The organism is Enterobacter sp. AC1, assembly GCF_050434705.1.
GTDB lineage: Bacteria > Pseudomonadota > Gammaproteobacteria > Enterobacterales > Enterobacteriaceae > Enterobacter > Enterobacter cloacae_L.
In genome coordinates this window covers 71,732-94,997 of sequence record NZ_JBNDIZ010000011.1, presented here as the reverse complement: position 1 = coordinate 94,997, position 23,266 = coordinate 71,732, and the positions used below count along the sequence as shown (strand labels likewise).

General features: G+C 55.2%; 14 protein-coding genes. 8 read left to right on the top strand and 6 right to left on the bottom strand.

All coding sequences use genetic code 11. The annotated features are described in order from the left end of the window. The first annotated feature begins 97 nt into the window (after positions 1 to 97). The 3 genes from M2433_RS22150 to M2433_RS22140 are packed head-to-tail and all read left to right on the top strand — an operon-like array spanning position 98 to position 2,677. On the top strand, positions 98 to 673 hold the full coding sequence (locus tag M2433_RS22150) for a phage repressor protein CI (protein ID WP_221694078.1): 576 nt from the start codon (positions 98 to 100) through the stop codon (positions 671 to 673). Next, positions 673 to 1,701 (top strand): phage integrase, encoded by a 1,029-nt coding sequence (locus M2433_RS22145; protein WP_429057626.1) that lies wholly within the window; start codon positions 673 to 675, stop codon positions 1,699 to 1,701. Before M2433_RS22150 ends, M2433_RS22145 begins: the two co-directional genes overlap by 1 nt. A gap of 1 nt (position 1,702) precedes the next feature. Beyond that, on the top strand, positions 1,703 to 2,677 hold the full coding sequence (locus M2433_RS22140) for a hypothetical protein (protein ID WP_429057628.1): 975 nt from the start codon (positions 1,703 to 1,705) through the stop codon (positions 2,675 to 2,677). 298 nt (positions 2,678 to 2,975) lie between these two features. Here the strand turns inward: M2433_RS22140 and M2433_RS22135 are convergent, their stop codons facing one another. The 3 genes from M2433_RS22135 to M2433_RS22125 form a co-directional block, all read right to left on the bottom strand. Continuing rightward, entirely contained in the window at positions 2,976 to 4,022 is a 1,047-nt protein-coding gene (locus tag M2433_RS22135) for a bifunctional transcriptional activator/DNA repair enzyme AdaA (protein WP_429057630.1), read from the bottom strand. Beyond that, positions 4,006 to 4,782 carry an isocitrate lyase/PEP mutase family protein gene (locus M2433_RS22130; protein ID WP_429057632.1) on the bottom strand — a complete coding sequence of 259 codons (777 nt, stop codon included), beginning with the start codon at positions 4,780 to 4,782 and terminating at the stop codon, positions 4,006 to 4,008. Before M2433_RS22130 ends, M2433_RS22135 begins: the two co-directional genes overlap by 17 nt. 133 nt (positions 4,783 to 4,915) lie before the next feature. Next, positions 4,916 to 5,707: a nucleotidyltransferase domain-containing protein gene (locus M2433_RS22125; RefSeq protein ID WP_429057634.1), complete on the bottom strand. Its 792-nt coding sequence runs from the start codon at positions 5,705 to 5,707 to the stop codon at positions 4,916 to 4,918. Positions 5,708 to 6,308: 601 nt separating this feature from the next. Here M2433_RS22125 and M2433_RS22120 point away from each other — a divergent pair. From M2433_RS22120 to M2433_RS22105, 4 genes are all read left to right on the top strand, one after another. Continuing rightward, the gene (locus M2433_RS22120) at positions 6,309 to 7,031 is read left to right on the top strand and encodes a hypothetical protein (RefSeq protein WP_429057636.1); all 723 of its coding nucleotides are present in this window, start codon (positions 6,309 to 6,311) and stop codon (positions 7,029 to 7,031) included. A 2-nt stretch (positions 7,032 to 7,033) separates the two neighbouring features. Continuing rightward, positions 7,034 to 7,501, top strand: coding sequence for a hypothetical protein (locus M2433_RS22115; protein WP_429057638.1), 468 nt, complete (start codon positions 7,034 to 7,036; stop codon positions 7,499 to 7,501). Positions 7,502 to 7,997: 496 nt separating this feature from the next. Continuing rightward, a complete protein-coding gene (locus M2433_RS22110; RefSeq protein ID WP_047348115.1) occupies positions 7,998 to 8,354 on the top strand; it encodes a hypothetical protein in 357 nt (118 codons plus the stop codon). A 195-nt stretch (positions 8,355 to 8,549) separates the two neighbouring features. After that, on the top strand, positions 8,550 to 9,107 hold the full coding sequence (locus M2433_RS22105; protein ID WP_429057640.1) for a YceI family protein: 558 nt from the start codon (positions 8,550 to 8,552) through the stop codon (positions 9,105 to 9,107). On the opposite strand, the gene M2433_RS22100 is transcribed toward M2433_RS22105, so the two are convergent. Genes M2433_RS22100 through M2433_RS22090 form a run of 3 tightly spaced genes read right to left on the bottom strand, consistent with a single transcriptional unit; the run spans position 9,099 to position 10,952 of the window. Next, the gene (locus M2433_RS22100; RefSeq protein ID WP_429057642.1) at positions 9,099 to 9,890 is read right to left on the bottom strand and encodes an anti-sigma factor family protein; all 792 of its coding nucleotides are present in this window, start codon (positions 9,888 to 9,890) and stop codon (positions 9,099 to 9,101) included. The two genes, M2433_RS22105 and M2433_RS22100, sit on opposite strands and share 9 nt — an antisense overlap. Beyond that, positions 9,887 to 10,417 (bottom strand): sigma-70 family RNA polymerase sigma factor, encoded by a 531-nt coding sequence (locus M2433_RS22095; RefSeq protein WP_429057644.1) that lies wholly within the window; start codon positions 10,415 to 10,417, stop codon positions 9,887 to 9,889. Before M2433_RS22095 ends, M2433_RS22100 begins: the two co-directional genes overlap by 4 nt. Positions 10,418 to 10,424: 7 nt before the next feature. Beyond that, positions 10,425 to 10,952, bottom strand: a complete 528-nt coding sequence (locus M2433_RS22090; protein ID WP_429057646.1) for a tetratricopeptide repeat protein — start codon at positions 10,950 to 10,952, stop codon at positions 10,425 to 10,427. 763 nt (positions 10,953 to 11,715) lie between these two features. On the opposite strand from M2433_RS22090, the gene M2433_RS22085 reads away from it, so the two are divergent. Next, positions 11,716 to 23,211 carry a BapA/Bap/LapF family large adhesin gene (locus M2433_RS22085; RefSeq protein ID WP_429057647.1) on the top strand — a complete coding sequence of 3,832 codons (11,496 nt, stop codon included), beginning with the start codon at positions 11,716 to 11,718 and terminating at the stop codon, positions 23,209 to 23,211. The last annotated feature ends 55 nt before the right edge of the window (positions 23,212 to 23,266 follow it).

The window sequence follows — 23,266 nt, the reverse complement described above, 5'->3', positions numbered from 1 at the left end:
ACAACGAACTACTATCATTCACAGACATGAACTACAAACGAACACCTTGAATCCTATGTAGCCGTTTGTAGTTTGTCAACCATTAAGAACTACAAAGATGCAAAAATATAATATCAAAACAGGCGCTAGAGAGGCTGTTGCAAGGATCTGCGAGGTGTACGGTTTCACTTCCAGGCTTCAATTGGCTCAATACTTGGAAATGTCCCCAAGTGCTTTGGGTACAAGAATCATGCGGGACAACTTCCCAGCAGACCTTGTGTTGAGATGTGCTTTAGAAACCGGAGCATCAATCTATTGGTTAACTACTGGGGAGGGAGCTACATTTGACCATCTCGCCAGCGATACCCTGAGAATCCCTGCCTACAAAATTTCGAACAATGAGTTAATGCGACAGGCATCCTTCATCTACGACAAAGCCCTGCTGCCGAACTACTCCGGAGAACTACAAATAATCAAAGATGATAATGTAACCTACTTTGTAGATATCTATTCTCACCAAGCAACTGATGGTAAGTATTTGATTGAGTATTCAGGTACGAAAAGTATTAAAGAATTAACCCTGCTTCCAGGTAACAAGCTTCGAATTGATTGGGGAAAATATCCTGTAGATTGCAATATTTCTGATGTAACGCTAGTCGGTAAAGTGGTTGCAACATATTTGGTTAATGAATAATGACAGTAAGAAAAACTAAGGAAGGAGAATGGATCTGCGATTTGCGCCCGAACGGTGCAAAAGGGAAACGCATACGGAAAAAATTTGCAACCAAAGGAGAAGCTTTAGCCTATGAGAAATTCATAACAAATGAACTTGCAGATAAACCATGGCTAGGAGAAAAGGAAGATACAAGGAGGCTGTCAGACCTTATAGAGCAATGGTTTGCGTTATATGGACGAACTCTATCTGATTCCGATCGAATGATGTCTAAATTAAAGGGAATTTGTGCTGGTATGGGTAATCCAATAGCATCACACATAACTGCTAGTGATTTCAGCGCCTACCGTGAAGGCAGGCTCAAAGGAGAGATACCAGATATTAATGGGCGTTGCATGCCAATCCAGCCGCAAACTGTAAATCATGAACAGCGAAACTTATCAGCCGTTTTTGGCACTTTGAAAAAACTTGGGCACTGGTCTCTACCAAACCCAGTAGCCGGAATCCCGACATTCAAAGTTGATGAAAAAATGGTTTCGTTTCTCTACCCTCATGAGATCAAAGTCCTTTTGGATCATTTAGCTGAGTCTAATAGCCTTAGTGTTCTAATCATCACGAAAATCTGTCTAGCAACAGGGGCAAGATGGAGTGAGGCCGAAAATCTTGAAGGGGTACAGGTTACGCCTTACCGCATAACTTATAAAAATACAAAAAGCGGAAAAGTTCGCTCAGTTCCAATCTCAAAAGAACTCTATGATGAAATACCTAAAAAACGTGGACGTCTATTTACACCATGTAGAAAAACGTTTGAAAGGATTATAGAAAAAGCAAGTATAGAACTTCCTGAAGGGCAGTGCACGCATGTTCTGCGCCATACCTTTGCAAGCCATTTCATGATGAATGGTGGGAACATACTTGTTTTAAAAGAAATATTGGGTCATTCGGATATAAAAATGACGATGATATATGCGCATTTTGCCCCAACACATCTTGAAGATGCCGTAACCAAAAACCCATTAAACTTTTTAAAACAAGCCACTGAGGTTTGAAATGGAAATAAGTAACTTACTAATCATTGCATTGTATTTGATAGTTATTTTTATTTACTTAATATATTTAGTAAAAATTAATGCATTCAAAATGAATGCTGAACCTATAACACACCAACCCCTTTTTACGGCGGCAATAGCATTACCGCTTATATCATTCTTTTCGTTTGGTATAATATCTTGGTCATCGCATTCATTACAATTAGATTCCGATGGATTTAATAATTTTTTAAATATAAGTAAGCTACCACTAGCTTTGCTTTCTCTTTCTTTACCATTTGGCGTTGTTGTTAATAACATACACAGAACCATACAAACAGACAAACAGATAAAAGAGGCTGAAAAGAAAAACAAAATAGATTCCTTTTACGCGCATAGAAAAAACACAATTGAAGTATTCCAAAACATGGATTTTCTTACACTCTACTTACCAAATACAGAGCTTAAATTAGAATTTGATAATCACTATTCTTTATATAGAAAATGTTTCCCTTACGCTTCCACTTCAAATAACGAATTTTCATATTGCAAGTCGTTTGTAGCAAAATCAGAGGAGTTATGGCTTGATTTAGCCATGAAATTAAAAATTAAAGAGCCCAACAATTATACTGATTTATACTATCATATTTTTCAAATAGAAAATTTATTCAAAGAATTACATAAACACTACCAATTTAAAGAATATAACCATAGTCAATTGTATCAAGCATCTTACAAATCAGACGAGGGAAATTGGTTTTATATGAGTTCAAAAATAGCGAATGAGAATACTTTAAAAGGATTCTTGACTGCGTATTGGCATGCGCATCTTTTGATTATGGAGACGTTAGAGCATCGTGAAAGTAGACATTTTACGTACCAAACTATACGTATGCTCATGTACTCGGTAAGTGAAGACATGCAATACTCTTCTTATCGCTGCAACTCGCTTGTAGGAGCCAAACAGCCACGTTTTGAGCTGAACAAGAAGAATTAAGATCCATAAAATGTCCATTTAGCTCATTTACCATTGAACACAACTGTCAATCGATGTTAATTATCAAATTGATTTATATGGTAATTTATTGTTTTTCTTAGCTTAACGAAAGAATGTAGAAATTTCGGACGCGGGTTCAACTCCCGCCAGCCCACCAAAATCCTCCATCGGTGATTACCAGAGTCATCCGATGAAGTTCTGAGAGCCCGCACGGCGCAAGCCCTGCGGGCTTTTTTGTGCCCTCAACATGTTCCGAGAAGCCCATAAAATTTCCCGGCGGCACTGGAGCGTCACGCCATTAAACATTCTTCCTCTCATGCTCAATAAGCCATTCTTTTCGAGAAATCCCCCCTCCGTAACCCGTCATCGCGCCATCTTTTCCAATTATCCTGTGACAGGGGATCACAATCGCAATTCGGTTTGAACCATTAGCAGCAGCCACGGCGCGCACGGCATTTGGCTTATTAAGCCGTAGCGAAATGGCCTGGTAGTGGGAAGTCTGTCCATAGGGAACGGCGCGCAGCGCGTGCCAGACGGATTGTTGAAAATCACTGCCCGGAACATCTACAGAGAGATCAAACTGTCGGCGGGTTCCGGCAAAATACTCGCTGATTTCTTTTACCGTCTGCCGGGTATGGCTGTTTTCTCCGGTAACAATTCTGGCGTTAAATAAACGCTGAATATCGCGAAATTCTGTTTCTAACATCCGGCGATCGGTAAACTCCAGCAGGCAGACTCCCCGCTCTGTTGCGCAGACAAACATCGGCCCAAGCGTGGTGGTAAACCGGTGAATAACAATCACCTGGGTTGTCTGAGTCGGCGCTGCGCCAGTAAGCCGCTTGTAGGTATAACCAAACCCGCTCAGGGATTCATAGCCATTGTCCAGCGCAACGTCAGTCGCCGCTCGTCCGCTTTTCAGCTCCTGCAGGGCAACGTTCACCCGCTGCATTCGCTGGAAGGCCTGAAAAGTGATGCCGTGATGTTGCAGAAACCAGCGTCTTACCCGCTCCGGACCGATCCCATGCTGACGAAGCTCCGCGTCCGTTACGCGGGATTTAATATCGCGCCTGACAAGCGCAAGCGCCTGTTCAACAAATAATGGTGCGCTGTGCGCATTTTCAGCGGGCCTGCAAACCTTACAGGGACGAAAGCCGGCCGCAAGGGCAGATTTGGCATCTTTATAAAATTCGACATTTTCACGTTTGGGCTTTCGCGCCCTACATACCGAAATGCAGAACACGCCAGTGGTTTTGACGCCGACAAAAAACACGCCAGTATATTCGGAAGCACGTTCAAGTAATGCCTGATACCAGATATCACACAAATTCTTATCGGTTATTTTCATCACCCAAAAGTCCTTCAAACGTCTGACGAGCTCGGATCGCATGCATGACATCAGTAAACGTTGACTGCATGGCTGAATGAACAAAATTGCCCATTGAAATGCGGCTTACCCCGGCCCGTTTCAGCCTGTCGAACGACGGAAGATCGGGCATACACATGACATTCAGAGGCAGACCCGTTGCCTCTGCAATGACGCTGATGTCTTTCTCTGACGTCAGGCAGGGAACAAAAAGGCCGTCAGCACCAGCAGCTTTATAGCGCTGTCCCCGTAATATTGTCTCCTGCAACGCGTCTTCATGCCCGAGCAGGTAAGTATCAGTCCGAATGTTCAGAAACAGGCTGTAATTTTCGCTTCTCAGCACATCGCATACTGTTTTCAGGGTACAGGAAAAATCAAGGGCATCGTCAAGCTGACGTATCCCGTTAATGACTCTGCTGTCTTCAAGGTTAACGCCTGCTACGCCTGTCTGAGCAAGGCGCCTGAGATTGGCTGTTATCGCTTCGGCTGAATCACCATACCCAGCTTCCATGTCAACGCTCAATGGCAGGTTGCTGACAGCCCGGATGCGGGTGAGCATATAAAATAATTCATCAAACGGCATTCCCTGCCCGTCTTCATATCCCAGCCTGGACGCCATTGCTGCGCTAGACGTTCCCAGTGCCTGATAACCAGCCTCTTGCGCTGCGACAGCACTGGCGGCATCCCAGACGTTGGCGATAAGAAGAGGGTCATGCTGGTTGTGGAGGTCTGCAAAGTTCATATCCATATCCTCTCGATAGATTGAAAATGAATCTAAGCATTCCGTAAAACCGCCACAACCGAAATTCAGACGACCATTTTTTAGTAAACGTCGTCTGAACTTGGGAGCGAACCAGACCGAAACCCTTCAGGTGTCACGCTCTGGCTTTCAGCATGGCAAGAATCGCCCAGCGTGCCGCATCGTCTGCGATATTTTCCGGCAGCTCATCAGCCCGCAGATTGATATACGCGTCAACGGCCTTTTCGATGGCCCTGCTGACGGAGTAACGATCGTGCGCTGCCAGCGTGGAAGTCAGCAGGCCATCAGGATCGATGCCATGGAATTCAATGCGGCGAACCCCACGTTGCGGAAGATTTGCACGACGGAACAGCATAGGTCCCAGCACTTGCTCCCGGAAGAATGACAGCATACCAATCGCTTCAAAAAGTTCGCCCCTTCCCAGCTTCACCACCGCATAATGAAGCCAAATCCAGGCTCGGGACTCAAACCACTCTGGCGTCATATCAGGCCAGTGAGGTTTAAATTTAGCCAGTTGACGCTTCAGAGCCTGGTTATCTCGGGTAAACAGCACTGCTGGCTCTTCAACGCGTTGAGTGAGCATGTCCAGGGTGACAAATTTCAGATCGACGTGAAGGAGTTTAGGGGCATACAGGCAGATAAGCAGACGCGGCTCTCCGACATGTTCTCCGGTGAAAGCATGGAGCAGATGGCCCAGCGTTCCGGCGAGCACAATACGCTGCGCCATGATGTCGTCATAGTAGAGAGGATCTACCACAACGACAAAATCGAGATCGGAGTATTTATCGAACCCGCCATGAACAAGCGAGCCGCCAGCGAGAAGAGAGTGAATCCGCGAGTCAGACTGAAACTTAAGCTTGAGTTGCTCTGCAAAACTTCTGTGTAAATCGGGTAACGTACTTAGCATACTTTTTCCTGTTCACAAAAAAGACAAAGCATTACAGAGTATCGAGCAATTTATATTAGGGCCAGGTATTTTTGATGGGCAGTAATATCCCTGGGGGGGTTCTCCCGAAGCGATGAATTTCCCTTTAACCTACTGAATATTATATCTATGCAGGAAATCACCTCAACACATTCCAGGGTACGAAAGGTCGCGGAGCACTCAATATCCACGCGGTGTGGAATAATGTATTTCACGTTCTTTGACAGATAATCACTGATAATAAAGACGTTTAAACTTGTTATGCCGAACTGCAGTAAAACATGAGTTTACCTACACTTTGGACAAGCCTCTTTAGCTAATTTTTGGATACGAGTTGTTCACTGACTGGCTACCAAAGAACGCTGAACCACTAAAGTAATTCCCTTTGACAACTGTTCATTCTTTTTTCTCCACCGATCGTTCATATTGAAAGCCGCTAAGCATCGTTCGTACCATATTGAAAACACACATAAAAATATTAAATTACAAGCTTAACTAATAAATATTAAAAAGACCTTTTGCCGATAATGTGCTAGAAATTTGTTCAACGCATCTCAGAGCCAATGACAGGAACAATGAGAATATGGATACGACGTTGCTGAGCGCATTAGATACCGATGGACGCAATAAATTCGAAAGCGCTATGAATGCCTTGCAGGGCGATGTTTCCGCTGCGGCCGCGAGGTTGTCAGTTGATCCACGCTTACGCCTTGAGTACTCAAAAAGAATCAAAGAAATGTCCGCAGACTTACGCGCAAAGGCCAATGCTGGTGTGATCTCCTGGGACAAGGCTGCACGAGAGGCTCAGGAAACGAGAAATTTAATCATGGAAATGGTGCGATCACGCAGCACTCCACTCGGACGGGCGATGGCCGAACGGATAAAAAGCGAGGGTAAGACGCTTAATGAGTTGGTAGCGAAAAAAGCAAAAGCTTTATTCGGCCCGCAGGCAAATTTTAACAGCCTTTCGGAAGTACAAAAAAATCATATATATGCAGGTATCGTTGAATCCGCAGGCAAGTCTAACCCACAAGTAAACATGAAAATGATGCAGCTCTCGCGCATTGGACGGGGGTTAATAGTCCTTTCGATTGCGATTTCTGTTTACGAAATTTATACCGCTGATGATAAGGTTTCTGAATCAGGCAGGCAGATAGCGATTAATGGTGCAGGTATTGCCGGTGCTGCCGCAGGTGGCGCAATGGCGGGATTAATGTGTGGGCCAGGTGCACCTGTTTGCGTGCTCATCGGTGGCTTCGTCGGCGGCGCTCTTGCCGCATGGGAAATGGGACGTTTGTGGAATTGATTATGCAGCAGGTTAATTCAATAGCATTGGTTAAGGTTCGCGAAGCTACCGATGTATCCCAGGCTCAATCTGATGTTTTGCTCAATGGTAAAAGCACAGGCATTATTGTACCGGGACAAGTGCTTGAAGCCGCGGTCCAGGTTAATGAGCAGCGTTACATCCTGTTTCTGACTGATGACATTATTTTCGAGGAATCCCTGACGATTGCCCTTATTGACGTTCATGAAGGGCTAAAAGAAATTGTTCGTTTAGGAAATGAGTACTCGACCGGGGGTTTTGCGGATCTCAAGGTCACTGACAATAGCGTGGATTTCAGGTTTATTGGGGATTATATCTGGACATTGAAAGTGTCCGATTCACCTCGCCTGCGGCTTCCTTTTGCTTCCGATCCAAAAGGGGTTAAACGGGAGTCTGGTCTGAAAAAGTACATAACGATATCTGCCACACCGGCGTCGGAAAACGTAAGCTGAAGGCATTATTAACAGAATAAAAAGGCTTTCCCCGGAGCTGGATAAATGCTCCTGAGAATTATGCAGACCCAGATAGCCAACCAGAATCTTCATCGGCAATATCCCTGTTCATCTGATGAAATCCTGAAAGCCCATACGGTACAACCCCTGCGGGCTTTTCAGTACCATCACCCCATCGTTCCCCCATCCCTTTGACAAACATCAACACCCTTCCCTCTCTCCTGTGGAAAATAATCCACACCACCCAGCGCTACGGATTAGCCGCCCAACCCGGAAGGAACCCCAATATGTACAAACCCATAACCGTCATAATCTTCATTCTCCTGACCCTTGCCGCCCTCGCTGAAACAGGCTTTTTATCCTTTGGATAATCCTCAGGCGAAATTCTCCTCATCAGGGCACATTGATCTCATTACAGTTTTTTCCTAAAGCCACCCCGCTTCGTCTGTGCCATGCTGAATCACGCTCATAACCGATAACGTTAAATGAGGACATTATGAAAAAAACAATTATCGCATTATCTGCCGTTCTGCTGGCTTCCCCAGTATTTGCTGCGACCACACATGCAACTGACGATACCGTCGCTGCGGCGAACGCAAACGCCAACGAGGCGAAGCAAAAACTGCATGAAGAGCAGAATAAAGGTGAAGAGCTGAAGCTGAAACAGAAGCACGCTGCGGAAGGTAAAAGCGAAAGCTTTGGCAGCAAGGTCAGCGAAGATTCCCAGAAAGCCTGGCATAAAACCAAGCAAGGCACCGAGAAAGGGTGGGATGCCACCAAAGAAGGCGCTGAGAAAGGCTGGAACAAAACCAAAGAAGGTGCCAGCGAGCTGGAAAAGAAAGTCACTGAGTAATCCCTTCGAAAGGCCGCCCGCGCGGCCTTTTTTATTCCCCACCGCTTTGCTTTATGCCGTCTACACTTCTCACCAGGCTCACCCGATGCGGCTCCGACGTCGCGATTGAAAAGATGTCAAATCCTGTCGCAGAAAAGCCGAATAGATCCCGGGGATGACGCGTTTACTCCCTGCCCCCCTAAAAGAGATCCTGAGATGCTACGACGCCTGGTGATATTGCTGATTTTGGTTTGTCCGTGGGCGCTGGCCGCCCCGAAAAGCTACCTTATCGACACCGATAACACCGCCATTCGGCTATCGTGGCATGCCTTCGGCGGCATCCTTTCCTGGGCGACGTTCAGCGGCGTGACGGGGGCCGTGACGCTCAACCCGAATAACGACGTTGACGACCACATCCACGTCACCATTCCTGTGGCAACCCTGGTGGCCTCAAACAAGCTGCTCACCTGGCAGCTGAAAAGCGACATGTTTTTTGAATCTGAGCGCTACCCGACTATCGAGTTCATCAGCTCGCGCGTGGTCGACGTGGGCGCCGGGCGGTTCAGGGTGTTCGGCACGCTGACCGTGCGCAACATTTCCCGCCCGGTGATCCTGGAGGCCGTCGTGAAAGACCCGCAGGCGCAGGCCCTCACGCTTGATGCCAACACGGCGATATCACGCGCGGCCTACGGGATGGATAAGTTTGCGCTGGTTGTTGACGATCGTATTGCCATCGCCATTGCGATTCAGGCTCACGGCGTACCCTCATCCTGATATCAGGCGCTGCAGCTGCTCCGCGTTTCCCCGCAGGTGGGGCTGCGGGTTGCGGCCAATCAGCACAAACTGATAGCCCGCATCCTGCCACCACGCCAGGTTCATGCCGTGCCGCTGCTCCTGGCGCAGAGAGGCCGTCGTCTTCTCATCAACGGGAGAGATACAGAGCGCCATCGGGCCGTAGTCGGCACCGATCCACGCGATTTGCGCGATCGAGGTGGTTTCATAGCGCAGCATGCGCACCATTTTTAGCTCCGCCCCCTGCAGGACCAACTGCGATATGTTCAGCTTCACGCCGATGTCCTGCGCAGCCCGTTCCAGCCCGCGCTGCAGGACAGGTGCCGCGCTGTCCATATCCAGCAGCGTCTCGACGCTGTAAAGGGACATGTATTGCGCTTCAAGGTCGCGAATATGGGCGTTCTCATCGTCAGGTGCGGAGGCGGGCCGCAGCAGATACCCCAGCCCGGAACCGACCAGTAAAAAACTGACCGAGGCTGCAATCAGCGACCGTCTGCTCACGCCAGCCGGCGCGGAGGCCTGCGGATCGGGAAGCGCCGCCAGACGCGCCTGCATCGCCCCGAGGGGAGCGTCATCCAGCAGGGAGGCAAACGCCCCGGCGTAATCCTGGCTGCTTTTCATCAGCTCGTCGGTTCGCCCGGCGAGGCGTTCATCGCGTTTCAACTGTTCTTCAAACTGCTGCGCGTCGGCGCGGCACATCTCGCCATCTATCCATGCCACGATAGCATCGTCGTTATAGGGCGGTGTAAAACGGTGCGAGTTCAAGAGCGTTTCTCCTTTACCGGAGGCAGTGCGTCGACGGACCGGGCAAGCGTTGCTCGCGCCGTTGCCAGTCGGCTCATCACGGTACCAATGGGCACCGCCAGGGTCTCCGCCGCCTCCTGGTAGGTAAAGCCTTCGACGTAAACCAAAAATACCGCGTTGCGCTGGGCTTCAGGAAGCGCGCTGACGCGCTGCATCACCCTCAGGTAATGCAGGCGCGTCTCATCCTGTTCACGGGTGTCCGGCGCCAGTAGCTCGTCGCTTGCCACAAACCCCTGCCCCTGACGCACGTGCCGTGCCCGAAGCTCAGAGATCCAGATGGAGTGCAGGATCGCGAACAGCCACCTGTCGATGCGCGTGCCCGGCGCATACTGGCCGCTTCTTTCAAGCGCACGCACGCAGGTGGACTGAACCAGCTCTTCGGCGATATCCCTGTTTCGCGACAGCACCAGCCCATAGCGCCAGAGACGCGGCAGGTGTTCGGCTAGCTGCTGACGAACCTCACGGGTAGCGATGTGTTTTCCCTCCACGAGAAAATCAGGATTCCGGATGTCCGTTGATGGCGGCCTGAAGGTCACGGTACTCCTCGCAGGACTGGCCACAAATACCGGCAATCACCTTCAGCTGTTCTTTCGCGAGATCGGGCCGTCCTTTCACCATCCACGCTTCACCGAGATATTCCCGGGCTTTGGCATAATCCGGGGCGATAGCCAGCGCGCGCTGGTAGTAACCAATGCCTTCGTCCGTGCGGCCAAGCTTGCGGGTGGCGAACCCGCGATAGTTCCACGCTTCAGCCGTATTGCCATTTTTCAGCGAATCAAGCAGGTTCAGCGCCGCCTGGTACTCTCCTTTTTTCGCGAGATGGTACGCATAGTTGGTTTTGTCCTGATCGCTGAGGCTGCTGCTCTTGTCCGGCACGCATTTCTGGGTTGCGCTGTCATATACCTGTCCGGAAGGACAGTCGGGCGTTTTGCTCTCGGTACTATTATCGCCCATGGCCAGCGCCAGCGGAGACAGCAGGAAAAAAATCAGCATCGCGATCAAACGAAGCGAGGTCGTGCTCATATAAAGCTCCAGGGTAAAAGGAAGTGACGTCAGTAAACGCCCGACTGATGATTTTTATTCGTTCTTCGGTGAAGTTTTTGCGGGGCCAAAATCATGCTTATGTCGTAACCGCATTGAAAATAAAACAGGTTATTTTATCCTTGCCCTCCGGCGTTATTATTTCCCGCACATTAGCAGAGTTTGAATCCTGCATAAGAATATATTTTCATTTAACAAATGACATAATATATCTTACATCAAAAATGTTACCCTAACTTAAATGCGCATTAAGCAGACATAAACAATAGCCTTTTAACTTATATTCAAAGAGGCGCCTACCAATTATCACACCACATCAACAGTATTAATTAATAGCGCCAGCACATAAAATAAATTCAATACAAAACAACAAGATAAGAAAATAAAATTATAAACACCATCAACACATTAATGCCAACATCATTGTTTACCTCTCTATTTACGAAAGCTTAAGTTGCACAACCAGCATTTTCTGTCTATATCATTTTTATATCCTCAAAAACAAATCCTCTATTAATTACAGGGTTTTATAAGGCAAAAAAAACGAATAACAACTGTTCTCTTTGATACGTAATTAGATTCGCTCTGATGTTGCCACTCTAAATCCTGGCGGGCATCGTGCGCGCTAAAAATAACGGTCAGTGCTGCGTTATAACAGCAACTGCGCCGGGGGCGCCCTTTACCTTCAGCAGAGATGGCTCGTCTTGCTCGCCGTTCACGACACTTCTGCTGGAGTAATATTTAAATGAGCCAAATCTCTGTTATATCGAAACTTACTGGCGTGGAAACGACCACGGAAGGCACCCAGGTTACGCTGAGCCATTCCTCTATCGTTGAGCTTCATATCGAGCGGGCCAGTATCGCCGATTTCGCCCGCAGCGGTAACGATCTGGTGATCACACTCCACTCCGGCGAGGTGATTACCCTTAAAAACTTCTACGTCACTGATGCTCAGGGGGCGAGCCAGCTGGTTCTGCAGGACAGCGAAGGCGCATTATGGTGGATTGAAGATCCTACCGGGGCCGCCACGTATGAATCTATCGCCTCAACGGACGTGCTGCTTGCCTCGTCCGGGAGTGATGCCGGTGGCGCAGCCATCTGGCCCTGGGCACTGGGCGGCATTGTCGCTGCGGGCGGCATCGCGGCGGCGGCAAGTGGTGGCGGCGGCGGCGGTGGTGATGACGATAATGACAACGGCACGAACCCCGGCACGCCGACAAACCCTTCCGATCCGGATACGACACCGCCGAATGCCCCAACCGGTCTTCAGTTCTCTGCGGATGGTAAAACCGTCTCCGGTACCGCGGAACCGGGCAGTACCATCACGCTGAAAGACGCCGACGGTAATGTGATTGGCACGGGTAAAACCGGCAGCGACGGTAAATTCACCATCGACCTGGGAACGCCGCTGACCAACGGCGAGCATATTACCGCCACCGCGACCGATCCATCAGGGAATACCAGCCCGGGCACGACGGTGACCGCCCCGGACACCACCGCGCCGGATGCTCCGGATATCCTGATAGTCAATGACGATGTCGGCGACAAGGCTGGCCCGCTGGAAAACGGCCAGCGTACTGATGACGCCCGCCCGACCTTAAGCGGTATCGGCGAGCCCGGCAGCACCATCACCCTTTACGATAACGGCCAGAAGATTGGCACCGCGCAGGTGGATGAGAAAGGTAGCTGGAGCTTTACCCCGACTACCGATCTCGCTAACGGCAGCCACACGATTACCACGACCGCCACCGATGCGGCCGGCAATACCAGCCCGGCATCGGGTGCCTTTAACTTTATTGTCGATACAGCCGCGCCAGTTGCTCCCGTCATCACCAGCGCAGCGGACGATGTCGGCCCGGTGACCGGAACAATCAGTAACGGCGGCAGCACCAACGATCAGCGGCCGCAAATCAGCGGCACCGCAGAGGCGGGTTCCACCATTACCATTTATGACGGTTCTATCGCTATTGGCACCGCAGTGGCCGGCAGCAACGGCACCTGGACCTTCACCCCGTCGGTAAATCTCAGTGGAGGTAATCACTCGATTACCGTCACGGCCACCGATGCGGCCGGCAATACCAGCCCGGCATCGGGTGCCTTTAACTTTATTGTCGATACAGCCGCGCCAGGCGCTCCCGTCATCACCAACGCAGCGGACGATGTCGACCCGGTGACCGGAACAATCAGTAACGGCGGCAGCACCAACGATCAGCGGCCGCAAATCAGCGGCACCGCAGAGGCGGGCTCCACCATTACCATTTATGACGGTTCTGTCGCTATTGGCACCGCAGTGGCCGGCAGCAACGGCACCTGGACCTTCACCCCGTCGGTAAATCTCAGTGAAGGTAACCACTCGATAACCGTCACGGCAACGGATGTGGCAGGTAATACCAGCCCCCCATCGCCCGCATTCACCCTTAACGTGGATCTCACTCCCCCGGTCACACCCAGCGCCATCGTGATTAACGATGATACCGGCTCGCTGAAAGGCGCCCTCGCCGTGGGCCAGATTACCGACTCCACTCAGCCGCGCCTGACGGGCCGGGGAGAACCCGGAAGCACTATTTCCATCTATGATAATGGCAAGCTCGTCGGGGAGGCGATCGTTAAGCCAGACGGCACCTGGACCATTACGCCAGCCAGCCCGCTTGCGGAAGGTTCTCACTCCATTACCGTCCAGAGCACCGATGGCGCCGGAAACCAGAGCGCCATGTCGCAGCCGATCGCCTTCATCGTGGATACCACACCGCCGGACGCCCCCGTCATTACCCTTAACCCGGCAGGTACGCAGATTACCGGTACCGCCGAGCCTAACAGCAGCATCGTGATTACCAACAATAACGGGGAGATCGTTGGCCGCACAACAACCGACGGCAATGGTAATTTTGTCGCCACGCTCTCCCCTGCGCAAACCAACGGTCAGATCATTTCGGTCGTGGCCTCTGACGCCGCAGGCAACCAGAGCCCGGCAGCGACCGTCACCGCCGCAGACATCACGCCACCTCAGGCACCCGGCAACCTTCAGGTCGCTGATGATGGACAAAGCATCAGCGGCACGGCGGAACCAGGCAGCACGGTCACCATTAAAGGAGCCGATGGCACGGTTATCGGTGAAACCACAGCCAACGGCGACGGCACCTTCAGTACGCCGATAAGCCCCGCCCAGACCAACGGCGAAGTACTGACCGTCATCGCCACCGATGGCTCCGGTAACGTCAGCCTGCCGGGTACGGCCACGTCACCGGACAGCACTGCGCCGCTTGCGCCGGACAATGTGGTCGTTTCCGGGGATGGCACCACCGTCACCGGCACCGCAGAAGCGGGAAGCACCGTAACCATCCGCGAAGGCGGCGTCACCGTAGGTCAGGCAGTCACCGATGACCAGGGCAACTTTAGCGTGACGCTGAATCCGCCAAAAGCCAACGGCGAAGCCCTGACGGCAGATGCGACCGACCCCGCAGGGAATACCGGGCCAACCACGCCGGCGCTCGCGCCGGACATTACTCCGGCGCAAACGCCGGTGATTCTCTCGGTGGTCGATGACTTCCCGGCCACCACGGGTCCTGTCGGCCAGGGCGGGCTCACCAACGATGCAACGCCGACCATCAGCGGTACCGGTGAAGCAGGCACAACGCTCTATATCTACAGCGGCAGCGATCAAATCGGCACGCTGGTTATCCCCTCTTCCGGTCAGTGGAGCTTTACCCCAAGCGTAAATCTGCATGAAGGCGGACATGTGCTGAGCGCGAAAGCCATCGACGCCGCAGGCAACGCCAGTGCAACCTCTAACACCTGGAGCATTACGGTCGACAGCGTCGCCCCCGGCACGCCGGTCATTACGCAGGTAGTGGATAATGTTGAAGGCCGCACCGGCGCGCTCGACGTCGGTGAAACCACCAACGACCCGACCCCGACGCTTAACGGCACCGCAGAGCCGGGCGCGACGGTCACCATTCGTCTGGACGGTACCGGCATTGGCACGGCGGTGGCAGACAGCAACGGCGCGTGGACCTTCACCCCCACCACGCCGATTGGCAATGGGCAACATACCGTGACCGTCGTCGCGACCGATGCAGCAGGTAACAGCAGTTCCCCTTCAGGCGGCTTTACCTTTACGGTCGATATCACGCCGCCGCCTGCCGCGACCATCGCCACCGTGACCGATGACGCTGGCGACGTGCAGGGCCCGCTCAACAGTGGCGATACCACGGACGACACCCAGCCTCTGCTGCAAGGCAGCGCGCCGGCGGACACCGTAATCACCCTCTATGACGGCGATACCCTGCTCGGCACCGCAACCCTCGACGGCAGCGGAGGCTGGAGCTTTACGCCAACCACTCCGCTCACCAACGGCCCGCATTCGATCACCGTTCATGCCACGGATGACGCCGGGAACACCACCGTCTCCGATCCGTTCAACCTGGTGGTGGATACCGTCGCGCCTGCCACGCCGGACACCCCGGCCGTCACCGTCAATCCGGATGGCGGTACAACCGAGGTCGCGCTGAACCCGGGAGAAGTCACCCGCGATACCACCCCAACGCTGAGCGGCACCGGGGAGGCGGGCGATACCGTCACGATTTATATCGGCGGCGTTAAAGTTGACGAGGTCCCGGTAGGCAGCGACGGCAACTGGAGCTGGACGCCAGCGACGCCGCTGAACAATGGCACCTATGACATCACCCTCACCGTCACCAACAAGGATGGCGCGGGCAACGAAAGCGCCCCGTCCCAGCCGGTGACCATCACCATTGATACCGACCCACCGGCCACGCCTGCGGCCCCAACCGTGACCGACAGCGTGAGCCAGATAACCGGTCCGGTTGCCGATGGCGGAACCACTAACGATCCGCGCCCGGTACTCAGCGGCACCGGTACGGCGAACGACGTGATTATTATTTATGACAGCGTGAACAATCAGCCTGCCACCGAAGTGGGTCGCGTCACCGTTGACAGCAACGGCAACTGGAGCTGGCGTCCTGACAGCAGCATTGATGAGGGAAGCCACGAATTTACTGCCACTGCGACAGATGAGGCGGGCAACGTTTCAGATCCTTCGGCTGGAATTACCATTACTGTTGATACCGAGGCACCGGATATCCCCGTCATTAGTGCCGTCGGCGGCGAGCCGAATGGAGGTATTATCACGGATACCACGCCGACCGTCGGCGGAACCGGCGTCAACGGCGAGACGGTAATCGTCTATAACAACGGCGTCGAGGTTGGACGCGTCGTCGTGGCGAATGGTGAGTGGTCTATTGATCTGCCGTCCCAGAGTGACGGCCAGCTGAATATCACCGTTGCGGGAGTAGACGCCGCGGGTAACGTCAGCGATCTCAGCCAGGTCTTTACCGTCACGCTCGATAGCGTTGCACCTGAAATACCGCAGATTAACGCGGTCTCTGACAGCCAGGTCACGAATAGCATACTTTACACCCGCGACGGTACGCCAACCCTCACCGGCACTGGCGAACCGGGCAGTACGGTGATCGTTTCCGTGGACGGCGTCCCGTCACCCATAACGGTGACGGTGCAGCCGAACGGTACATGGAGCTGGACCGCAGGCAGTACGCTGTCGGATACCTCCCATACCTTTACCGTTTCTGCGTTTGATACGGCGGGTAATACCTCCCTCAGTTCTGCCCCGCTTAGCGTGACGGTGGATACCGACGATCCGGATGCACCTGTCGTTTCCGGTATAGCGATTGAAGGTACACCGTTGACCGGCACTGCCGAAGCGGGCGCAACCGTCACCGTAACCGACAGCAATGGCAACGTTCTCGGAACGGGGGTGGCTACCGGCGGCAACTTCTCCATTGCGCTGAGCCCGGCTCAGCAGGATGGCGCTGTCCTGACCGTGACCGCAACCGATGCCTCAGGGCGTACAAGCCCGGAGGCCGACTTTACCGTCAGCGGTACGGTATCCAATCTGCCAGAGGTTCCGATCATCACCGCCATCACTGACGATGTCGGGACCGTAACGGGCAACGTGCTGGGTAAAACCTCGGACGATACCGCCCCGGTCATCAGCGGAACGGCCCCCGCGGGCAGTACCGTCACGCTCTACCAGGACGGCAGCCTGATTCCGCTGGCGATTATCCCGGTAGGGTCAGGTGGCACATGGAGCTATACGATTTCGACACTGTTACCGTTAACCGCCGGAGATCACTTCTTTGAAGCCACCACCACGGTCGGCCTCTTTACCAGCGGCCGTTCCCCGGCCGCCACGGTGACCATCGACCTCACCGCTCCCGGTACCCCAACCATTGGCGCGGTGGTTGATGACGTCGGTCCTGGCACCGGCCCATTGACCAACGGCCAGGCCACCAACGACAACCAGCCGACGCTTACCGGCACCGGTGCGGTGGGCGATACCATCTCCGTTTACAGCAACGGCGTGCTGCTTGGGACTACGCAGGTCGGCAGCACGGGCACCTGGAGTTACACGACGCCCGTGCTGGCGGAGGGTAATAACGTTCTGACCATCCGCGAAACCGATCCGGCCGGAAACCAGAGTGGACCTTCAGCGGGCTTTACCGTCGTGGTGGATACGATCTCCACCACGCCGGCGATTACCAACGTCACCGATAACGTCGGCAACGCGGCCACCACCGTGGTCAGCGGCGATCCGACTAACGACGCGACGCCAACGATTACCGGTACGGCAGATGCGAACAGCGTCGTAACGATCTTCGACGGCGGCACGCAGATTGCCGTGGTCACTGCGGATGGCACCGGCGCATGGACGTTTACCCCTGACACCGCCCTTGGTGAAGGGCTGCACAGCTTTACCGTCATCGCCACCGATCCGCAGGGTAACGTCAGCCAGGTCTCCAACACCTGGGGCGTGGTAGTCGACCTGACGCCCCCCGCGGTCCCTATGCTGGATACCGTCAGCGACAACGCGGCGGGCGGGATTGTCGGGAATCTCACGACCGGCCAGGTCACCAATGACGACACGCCAACCCTCACCGGGAGAGGTACCGCGGGCAGTACCATCCACATTCTGAACAACGGCGTGGAAATTGGCATCGCCCCGGTAGACGTTAACGGCAACTGGAGCTTTACCCCTAACCCAGCGCTGGGGGATGGCAGCTATAACATTCGCATCAACGCCAGCGATGCCGCCGGTAACGTCTCCGCCAACTCGCCGGTCTTCGTCTTCACGGTCGATACCACGGGCCCTTCCGCGCCGGGGATCGTTAGCGTAATTGACGATGTCGGCCCGGTGACCGGTACGCTCAGCACGGGCAACAGCACCAACGACGCGCGTCCAACCTTCAACGGCACGGGCGAAATCGGTGCCACGGTGCACATCATTGTTGATGGCAGCGAGATTGGCACCGCGGTGGTCAACGCTCAGGGGAACTGGACCTTCACCCCGGACACCGCACTCGCAGAGGGGGCGCACGCCATCACCTTTAACGCCACCGACGCGGCAGGCAACACGGGCGCCACCACGGCACCGTTTAACCTGACGGTGGACACTATCGCGCCGTCAGCGCCGGTTATCTCGACCGCGGCGGACAATGCCGGCAGCGTACAGGCCCCGCTCACCTCCGGGCAGAGTACCGACGACACCACGCCAACGCTGACGGGCACGGCTGCGGCCAATGCCACCATTACGATTTACGAGAATGGTCAGCAGGTCGGCACCGCCACGGCGAACGGCAGCGGCGCATGGAGCTTTACGCCGTCCACGCCGCTGGCGAACGGCAGCCACACCTGGACCGCCACGGCCACCGATGCGGCGGGCAACGTCAGCCCGGCCTCGCCTGGCTTTACGCTGGTGGTGGATACCACCCCTCCCAACGCGCCGGTTATCAGCCAGGCGATTGACGATGTGGGCACCATTACCGGAGCGCTCAGCTCCGGGCAGACCACCGACGACACAATTCCACGTCTCGTCGGGACCAGCGAGCCGTTTGCCACCGTCAATATTTTTGAAGGCACAACGCTTGTGGGAACAGGCACTGCGGATGCCAGCGGAAGCTGGAGCATTCTGCTTAACACCACGCTGACGACGGGCACGCACAGCTTCACGGCCTATGCGACGGATGCGGCTGGCAACGCCAGCGATCCGTCAGCAACCTTCAGCCTGACTATCGACACCACACCGCCTGCGCAGCCGGTGCTGAGCAGCATTGTGGATGACGTCGGTAATGCCGCCACGCCGATCGCCAACGGCGGGTTAACCAACGACGCGCAGCCAACCCTGACCGGTTCGGCGGAAGCGGGCGCGACGGTGAAAATCTTCGATAACGGCGTACAGATTGGCAGCGTGACCGCCACCGGCGGAGCGTGGAGCTTTACGCCGACCACGCCGCTCGCTAACGGGCAGCACACTCTGACCTTCACCGCGACGGATGCGGCCGGCAACGCCAGCGCGCCTACCACCGGGTATGTGATTAACGTGGATGCCACCGCGCCAGCGGCCCCGACCATCAGCTCGGTAGTGGATGATGTGGGCAGCATCACCGGACCGATAACCGGCGGCAACCCGACCAACGACGCGCGCCCAACGCTGAACGGTACCGCCGAAGCCAACGCCACCGTGCGCATCTACGACGGTGGCACACTGGTTGGCACGGTCACTGCCGACGCCAACGGCAACTGGACGCTGCCGCAAACCACCACCGCGCTGGCGGAAGGCTCGCATACCTTCACCGCCACCGCCACGGATGCGGCGGGCAACACCAGCGCGGCATCGGCCCCAACCACCATTACCGTGGATCTGACCGCGCCCGGCGCACCGGGCAGCCTCGCGGTAATCACCAACGGGACGCACGTCACCGGTACCGCCGAAGCGGGCAGTACCGTCACCATCACCACCAGCACCGGAACGGTGCTCGGTACCGCAACGGCGGACGGTAGCGGGAACTTTAACGCGACCATCACTCCGGCACAGACCGACGGTGGTTCCCTGCTGGTCTACGCCACCGACAAGGCCGGTAACGCCGGCGTCAGCGCCTCGGTGATTGCGCCCGTCACGCCGATCCCGAACGCGCCGGTTATCGCCACCATCAACGATAACGTGGGCACCGTGACCGGCAATCTGACCAACGGCAAAACCACCGACGATACCACCCCAACCCTGAGCGGGACGGCCCTGGCGGGTTCCACCGTCACGCTGTATAACAACGGCGTGTCGATGGGCACCGTGGTCGCGGACGGTTCAGGCAACTGGAGCTTCACCACTCCGGCGTTAGGCGAAGGCGCTCACGCCTTTACCGCCACCGCGAGCAACGGTTCGGGTACCAGCCCGGTATCCGGTGCGACCACCGTGATCGTCGATCTCACCGCGCCAACGGCACCGACCGGCACCATTAACGCCGACGGCAGCGTGTTGACCGGGAATGCAGAGGCCGGCAGCACCGTCTCCATCCGTCTTGCCGACGGCACCACGGTGACGACCACCGCGGGAAGCAACGGGACCTACAGCTACACCTTCCTCAACAAGCAGACCGAAGGCCAGACGCTGCAGATCACCGCCACCGACGCCGCGGGCAATACCTCTCTGCCTGGTTCAGCCCTTGCGCCGGTGGTGCCGCTCTCCGCCAGCAACAACGTCGAAGAGCTGGATCTCAGCACCACCGCCACCGTCACCAACAGCCAGTACAGCGATTATGGCTTCCTGCTGGTGGGGGCGGTGGGCAATGTTCTGACGCTGCTGGGGAATGACACCGCGCAGGTGGACTTCACGGTAGGCAGCGGCGGCAGTGCCGATATCGTGGTGAATGCCAACGCCACCGGCGCCGTGCTCTCCCTGCTCAACACCCTTGAGCTGGTGGTGCAGCGTTTCGACAGCGTCAACGGCACCTGGACCACGGTTATCGATACCGGACAACCGCAGTTTGCCGACCTGCTGACGCTGGGGGCCACCGGCGTATCGCTCAACCTGACCGGGCTGGCGAACGGCGACTATCGCGTGCTCAGCTATAACACCAACCTGCTGGCCACCGGCTCCTACACCAGCCTCGACGTGGCGGTGAAAGAGACAAGCGCGGGCACCGTCACGGGCGACACCAGCCTGAACGGCAACGTGATCCTCGATACCGACCCGACCGCGGGCAGCGACAACGCGCCGGCCGGGACCACCGTTTCAGCCGTCACTAACGGGCTGGGGGTGACCACCAGCGTGAACGCCGACGGCACGGTCGTACAGGGGCAGTACGGTACGCTGACCATTAACCGCGACGGCAGCTACACCTACAACCTCACCGACACCAGCGCCGCGGTGATTGGCCGCACGGAGAGCTTCACCTACACCATCACCCATAACGGCGTGAGCGCGTCGGCGAACCTCGTGCTGTCGCTCGGAGCGGGCAGCGTAACGAACGGCATTGTCGCCGTTGACGACACGGCCTCGCTGACCTTTGATACCACCGTCAGCGAGATTAATAACGGCACCTCGTCTCAGGGCGGCTTTACCCTGGTGGGCATTAATCTCGGCAACACGCTGGGGCTGAACCTGCTGGACGACATGACCAACCCTATTATCTATAACGTGGAGGAAGGCACGACGCGCACCATGACCATCCAGGCCTCCGTTGGCGGCGTGGCGCTGGCGTCGGTGTTCGATCTGTACGTCTATAAGTTCAACAACGCGACCCAGACCTTCGAGCAGGTTCGCGTCGAGTCGGGCTGGCTGCGCGCCCCGCTGCTGGGGGGCACCTCGCCTCAGCTGACGCTGAACCTGCCTGCCGGGGAGTACCTGTTCCTGCTGAACACCGCGGCGGGGATCACCGCTCTGACGGCCTACACGCTGAGCGTCCTGCAGGATCACGTCTACAGCGTGGCGAGCATCAGCGAGACAACCACGGGCGACGTGCTGACAAATGACCCTGTTCCGGCGGGTACGGTGGTCTCGGATGTGAACGGCGTGACGGTCAACGGCAGTGGAACAACCACCATTCAGGGTGAATACGGCACGCTGTCCATCGATTCGTCCGGCCAGTATACCTATACCCTGAAGAGCGGCATGGGTGCGGACCATATCAGCACCCCGGATACGTTTGTCTACACCATTACCGCGCCAGACGGGGCGAAAGACACGGCGACGCTCAACATCACCCCAACCGCGCGGGCGATGGATGCGGTTAACGATGTCAGTGCCGTGATGAATGTCACCTCGGTACACCACACGTCGACCTACTCCGATACCACCGTCGGCAGCGCCAGCTGGACGACCGCGCTGCTTTCATCAACCCAGGGCAGCGGAAGCGGAACCTTTGTGGTGGATCCGAACACCGCCCTGCATAACGCGTCGCTGCACTTTAACGTTGCCTCGCTGCTGGCGCTGGGCGGGCTGACGGTGAACTGGACGATTAGCGATGCCAACGGCGCGATCCGCACCGGTTCCTTCAGCGGCGGTTCGCTGCTCGGCGGCAGCATCGACATTCCGCTGACCGGGCTGGACCTCAACGCCGGGACCTATACGCTGAGCTATACCGGCAGCGTACCGGGGCTGAGCGTGGGTAACATTACCATTACCCCAAGCGTGAACGGCACCACCTACTCGCTCAGCCAGTTTGACGCCACCAGCGGGCACTTCGTTAACGGCAATATCTTCGACGGCACGGATTCCGCCGGGGCAATGGATCAGCTGCACTCGGTAGATACCCGCCTGAGCGTTACCGGCTACAACGGCGTGACCACCACGCTGGATCCGTATAACGGCAGCGCAACGGTGAACGTTACCGGCCATTACGGCACGCTGGCGATTGGCGCGGACGGCCACTACACCTACACCCTCAATACCGGGGTGTCGCTCTCAACCATCACCTCGAAGGAGACCTTCAACTACACCCTGACCGATGCCAACGGGAAAACGGACAGCGCCACGCTGACCATCAATATGGCGCCGCAGTTCATCAGTTCCGAGCATAACGACGCCATTACCGGCACGGCCTACGGCGATACGCTGATTTATCAGGTGCTGAACAGCACCGCAGGCAACGCCACGGGGGGTAACGTCAGCAGCGCGACGGGCGATCACTGGACCGGTTTCTCGCTGGCGCAGGGGGACAAGATCGACATCGGCGATCTGCTGGTGGGCTGGAACGGTAGCGCCTCGACGCTCGGAAATTATCTCCATGTCACTAATAGTAATGGCAATACCGTGATCTCCATCGACCGTGACGGTGCAGGAGCCACCTACACTAATACTGCACTCGTTACGCTTGATGGGGTTCAAACCACCTACGACGAGCTTGTAAACCAGCAACACATCATTACCTGATAGCACCTGCAACAGATGACCCGGGCGCACAGCGCCCGGGCATAACAAAAAAGCT

Coding starts and splice junctions, on each gene's coding strand:
- M2433_RS22150 (WP_221694078.1), top strand. CDS start 98: ATGCAAAAATATAATATCAAAACAGGCGCTAGAGAGGCTGTTGCAAGG.
- M2433_RS22145 (WP_429057626.1), top strand. CDS start 673: ATGACAGTAAGAAAAACTAAGGAAGGAGAATGGATCTGCGATTTGCGC.
- M2433_RS22140 (WP_429057628.1), top strand. CDS start 1,703: ATGGAAATAAGTAACTTACTAATCATTGCATTGTATTTGATAGTTATT.
- M2433_RS22135 (WP_429057630.1), bottom strand. CDS start 4,022: ATGAAAATAACCGATAAGAATTTGTGTGATATCTGGTATCAGGCATTA.
- M2433_RS22130 (WP_429057632.1), bottom strand. CDS start 4,782: ATGAACTTTGCAGACCTCCACAACCAGCATGACCCTCTTCTTATCGCC.
- M2433_RS22125 (WP_429057634.1), bottom strand. CDS start 5,707: ATGCTAAGTACGTTACCCGATTTACACAGAAGTTTTGCAGAGCAACTC.
- M2433_RS22120 (WP_429057636.1), top strand. CDS start 6,309: ATGGATACGACGTTGCTGAGCGCATTAGATACCGATGGACGCAATAAA.
- M2433_RS22115 (WP_429057638.1), top strand. CDS start 7,034: ATGCAGCAGGTTAATTCAATAGCATTGGTTAAGGTTCGCGAAGCTACC.
- M2433_RS22110 (WP_047348115.1), top strand. CDS start 7,998: ATGAAAAAAACAATTATCGCATTATCTGCCGTTCTGCTGGCTTCCCCA.
- M2433_RS22105 (WP_429057640.1), top strand. CDS start 8,550: ATGCTACGACGCCTGGTGATATTGCTGATTTTGGTTTGTCCGTGGGCG.
- M2433_RS22090 (WP_429057646.1), bottom strand. CDS start 10,952: ATGAGCACGACCTCGCTTCGTTTGATCGCGATGCTGATTTTTTTCCTG.
- M2433_RS22085 (WP_429057647.1), top strand. CDS start 11,716: ATGAGCCAAATCTCTGTTATATCGAAACTTACTGGCGTGGAAACGACC.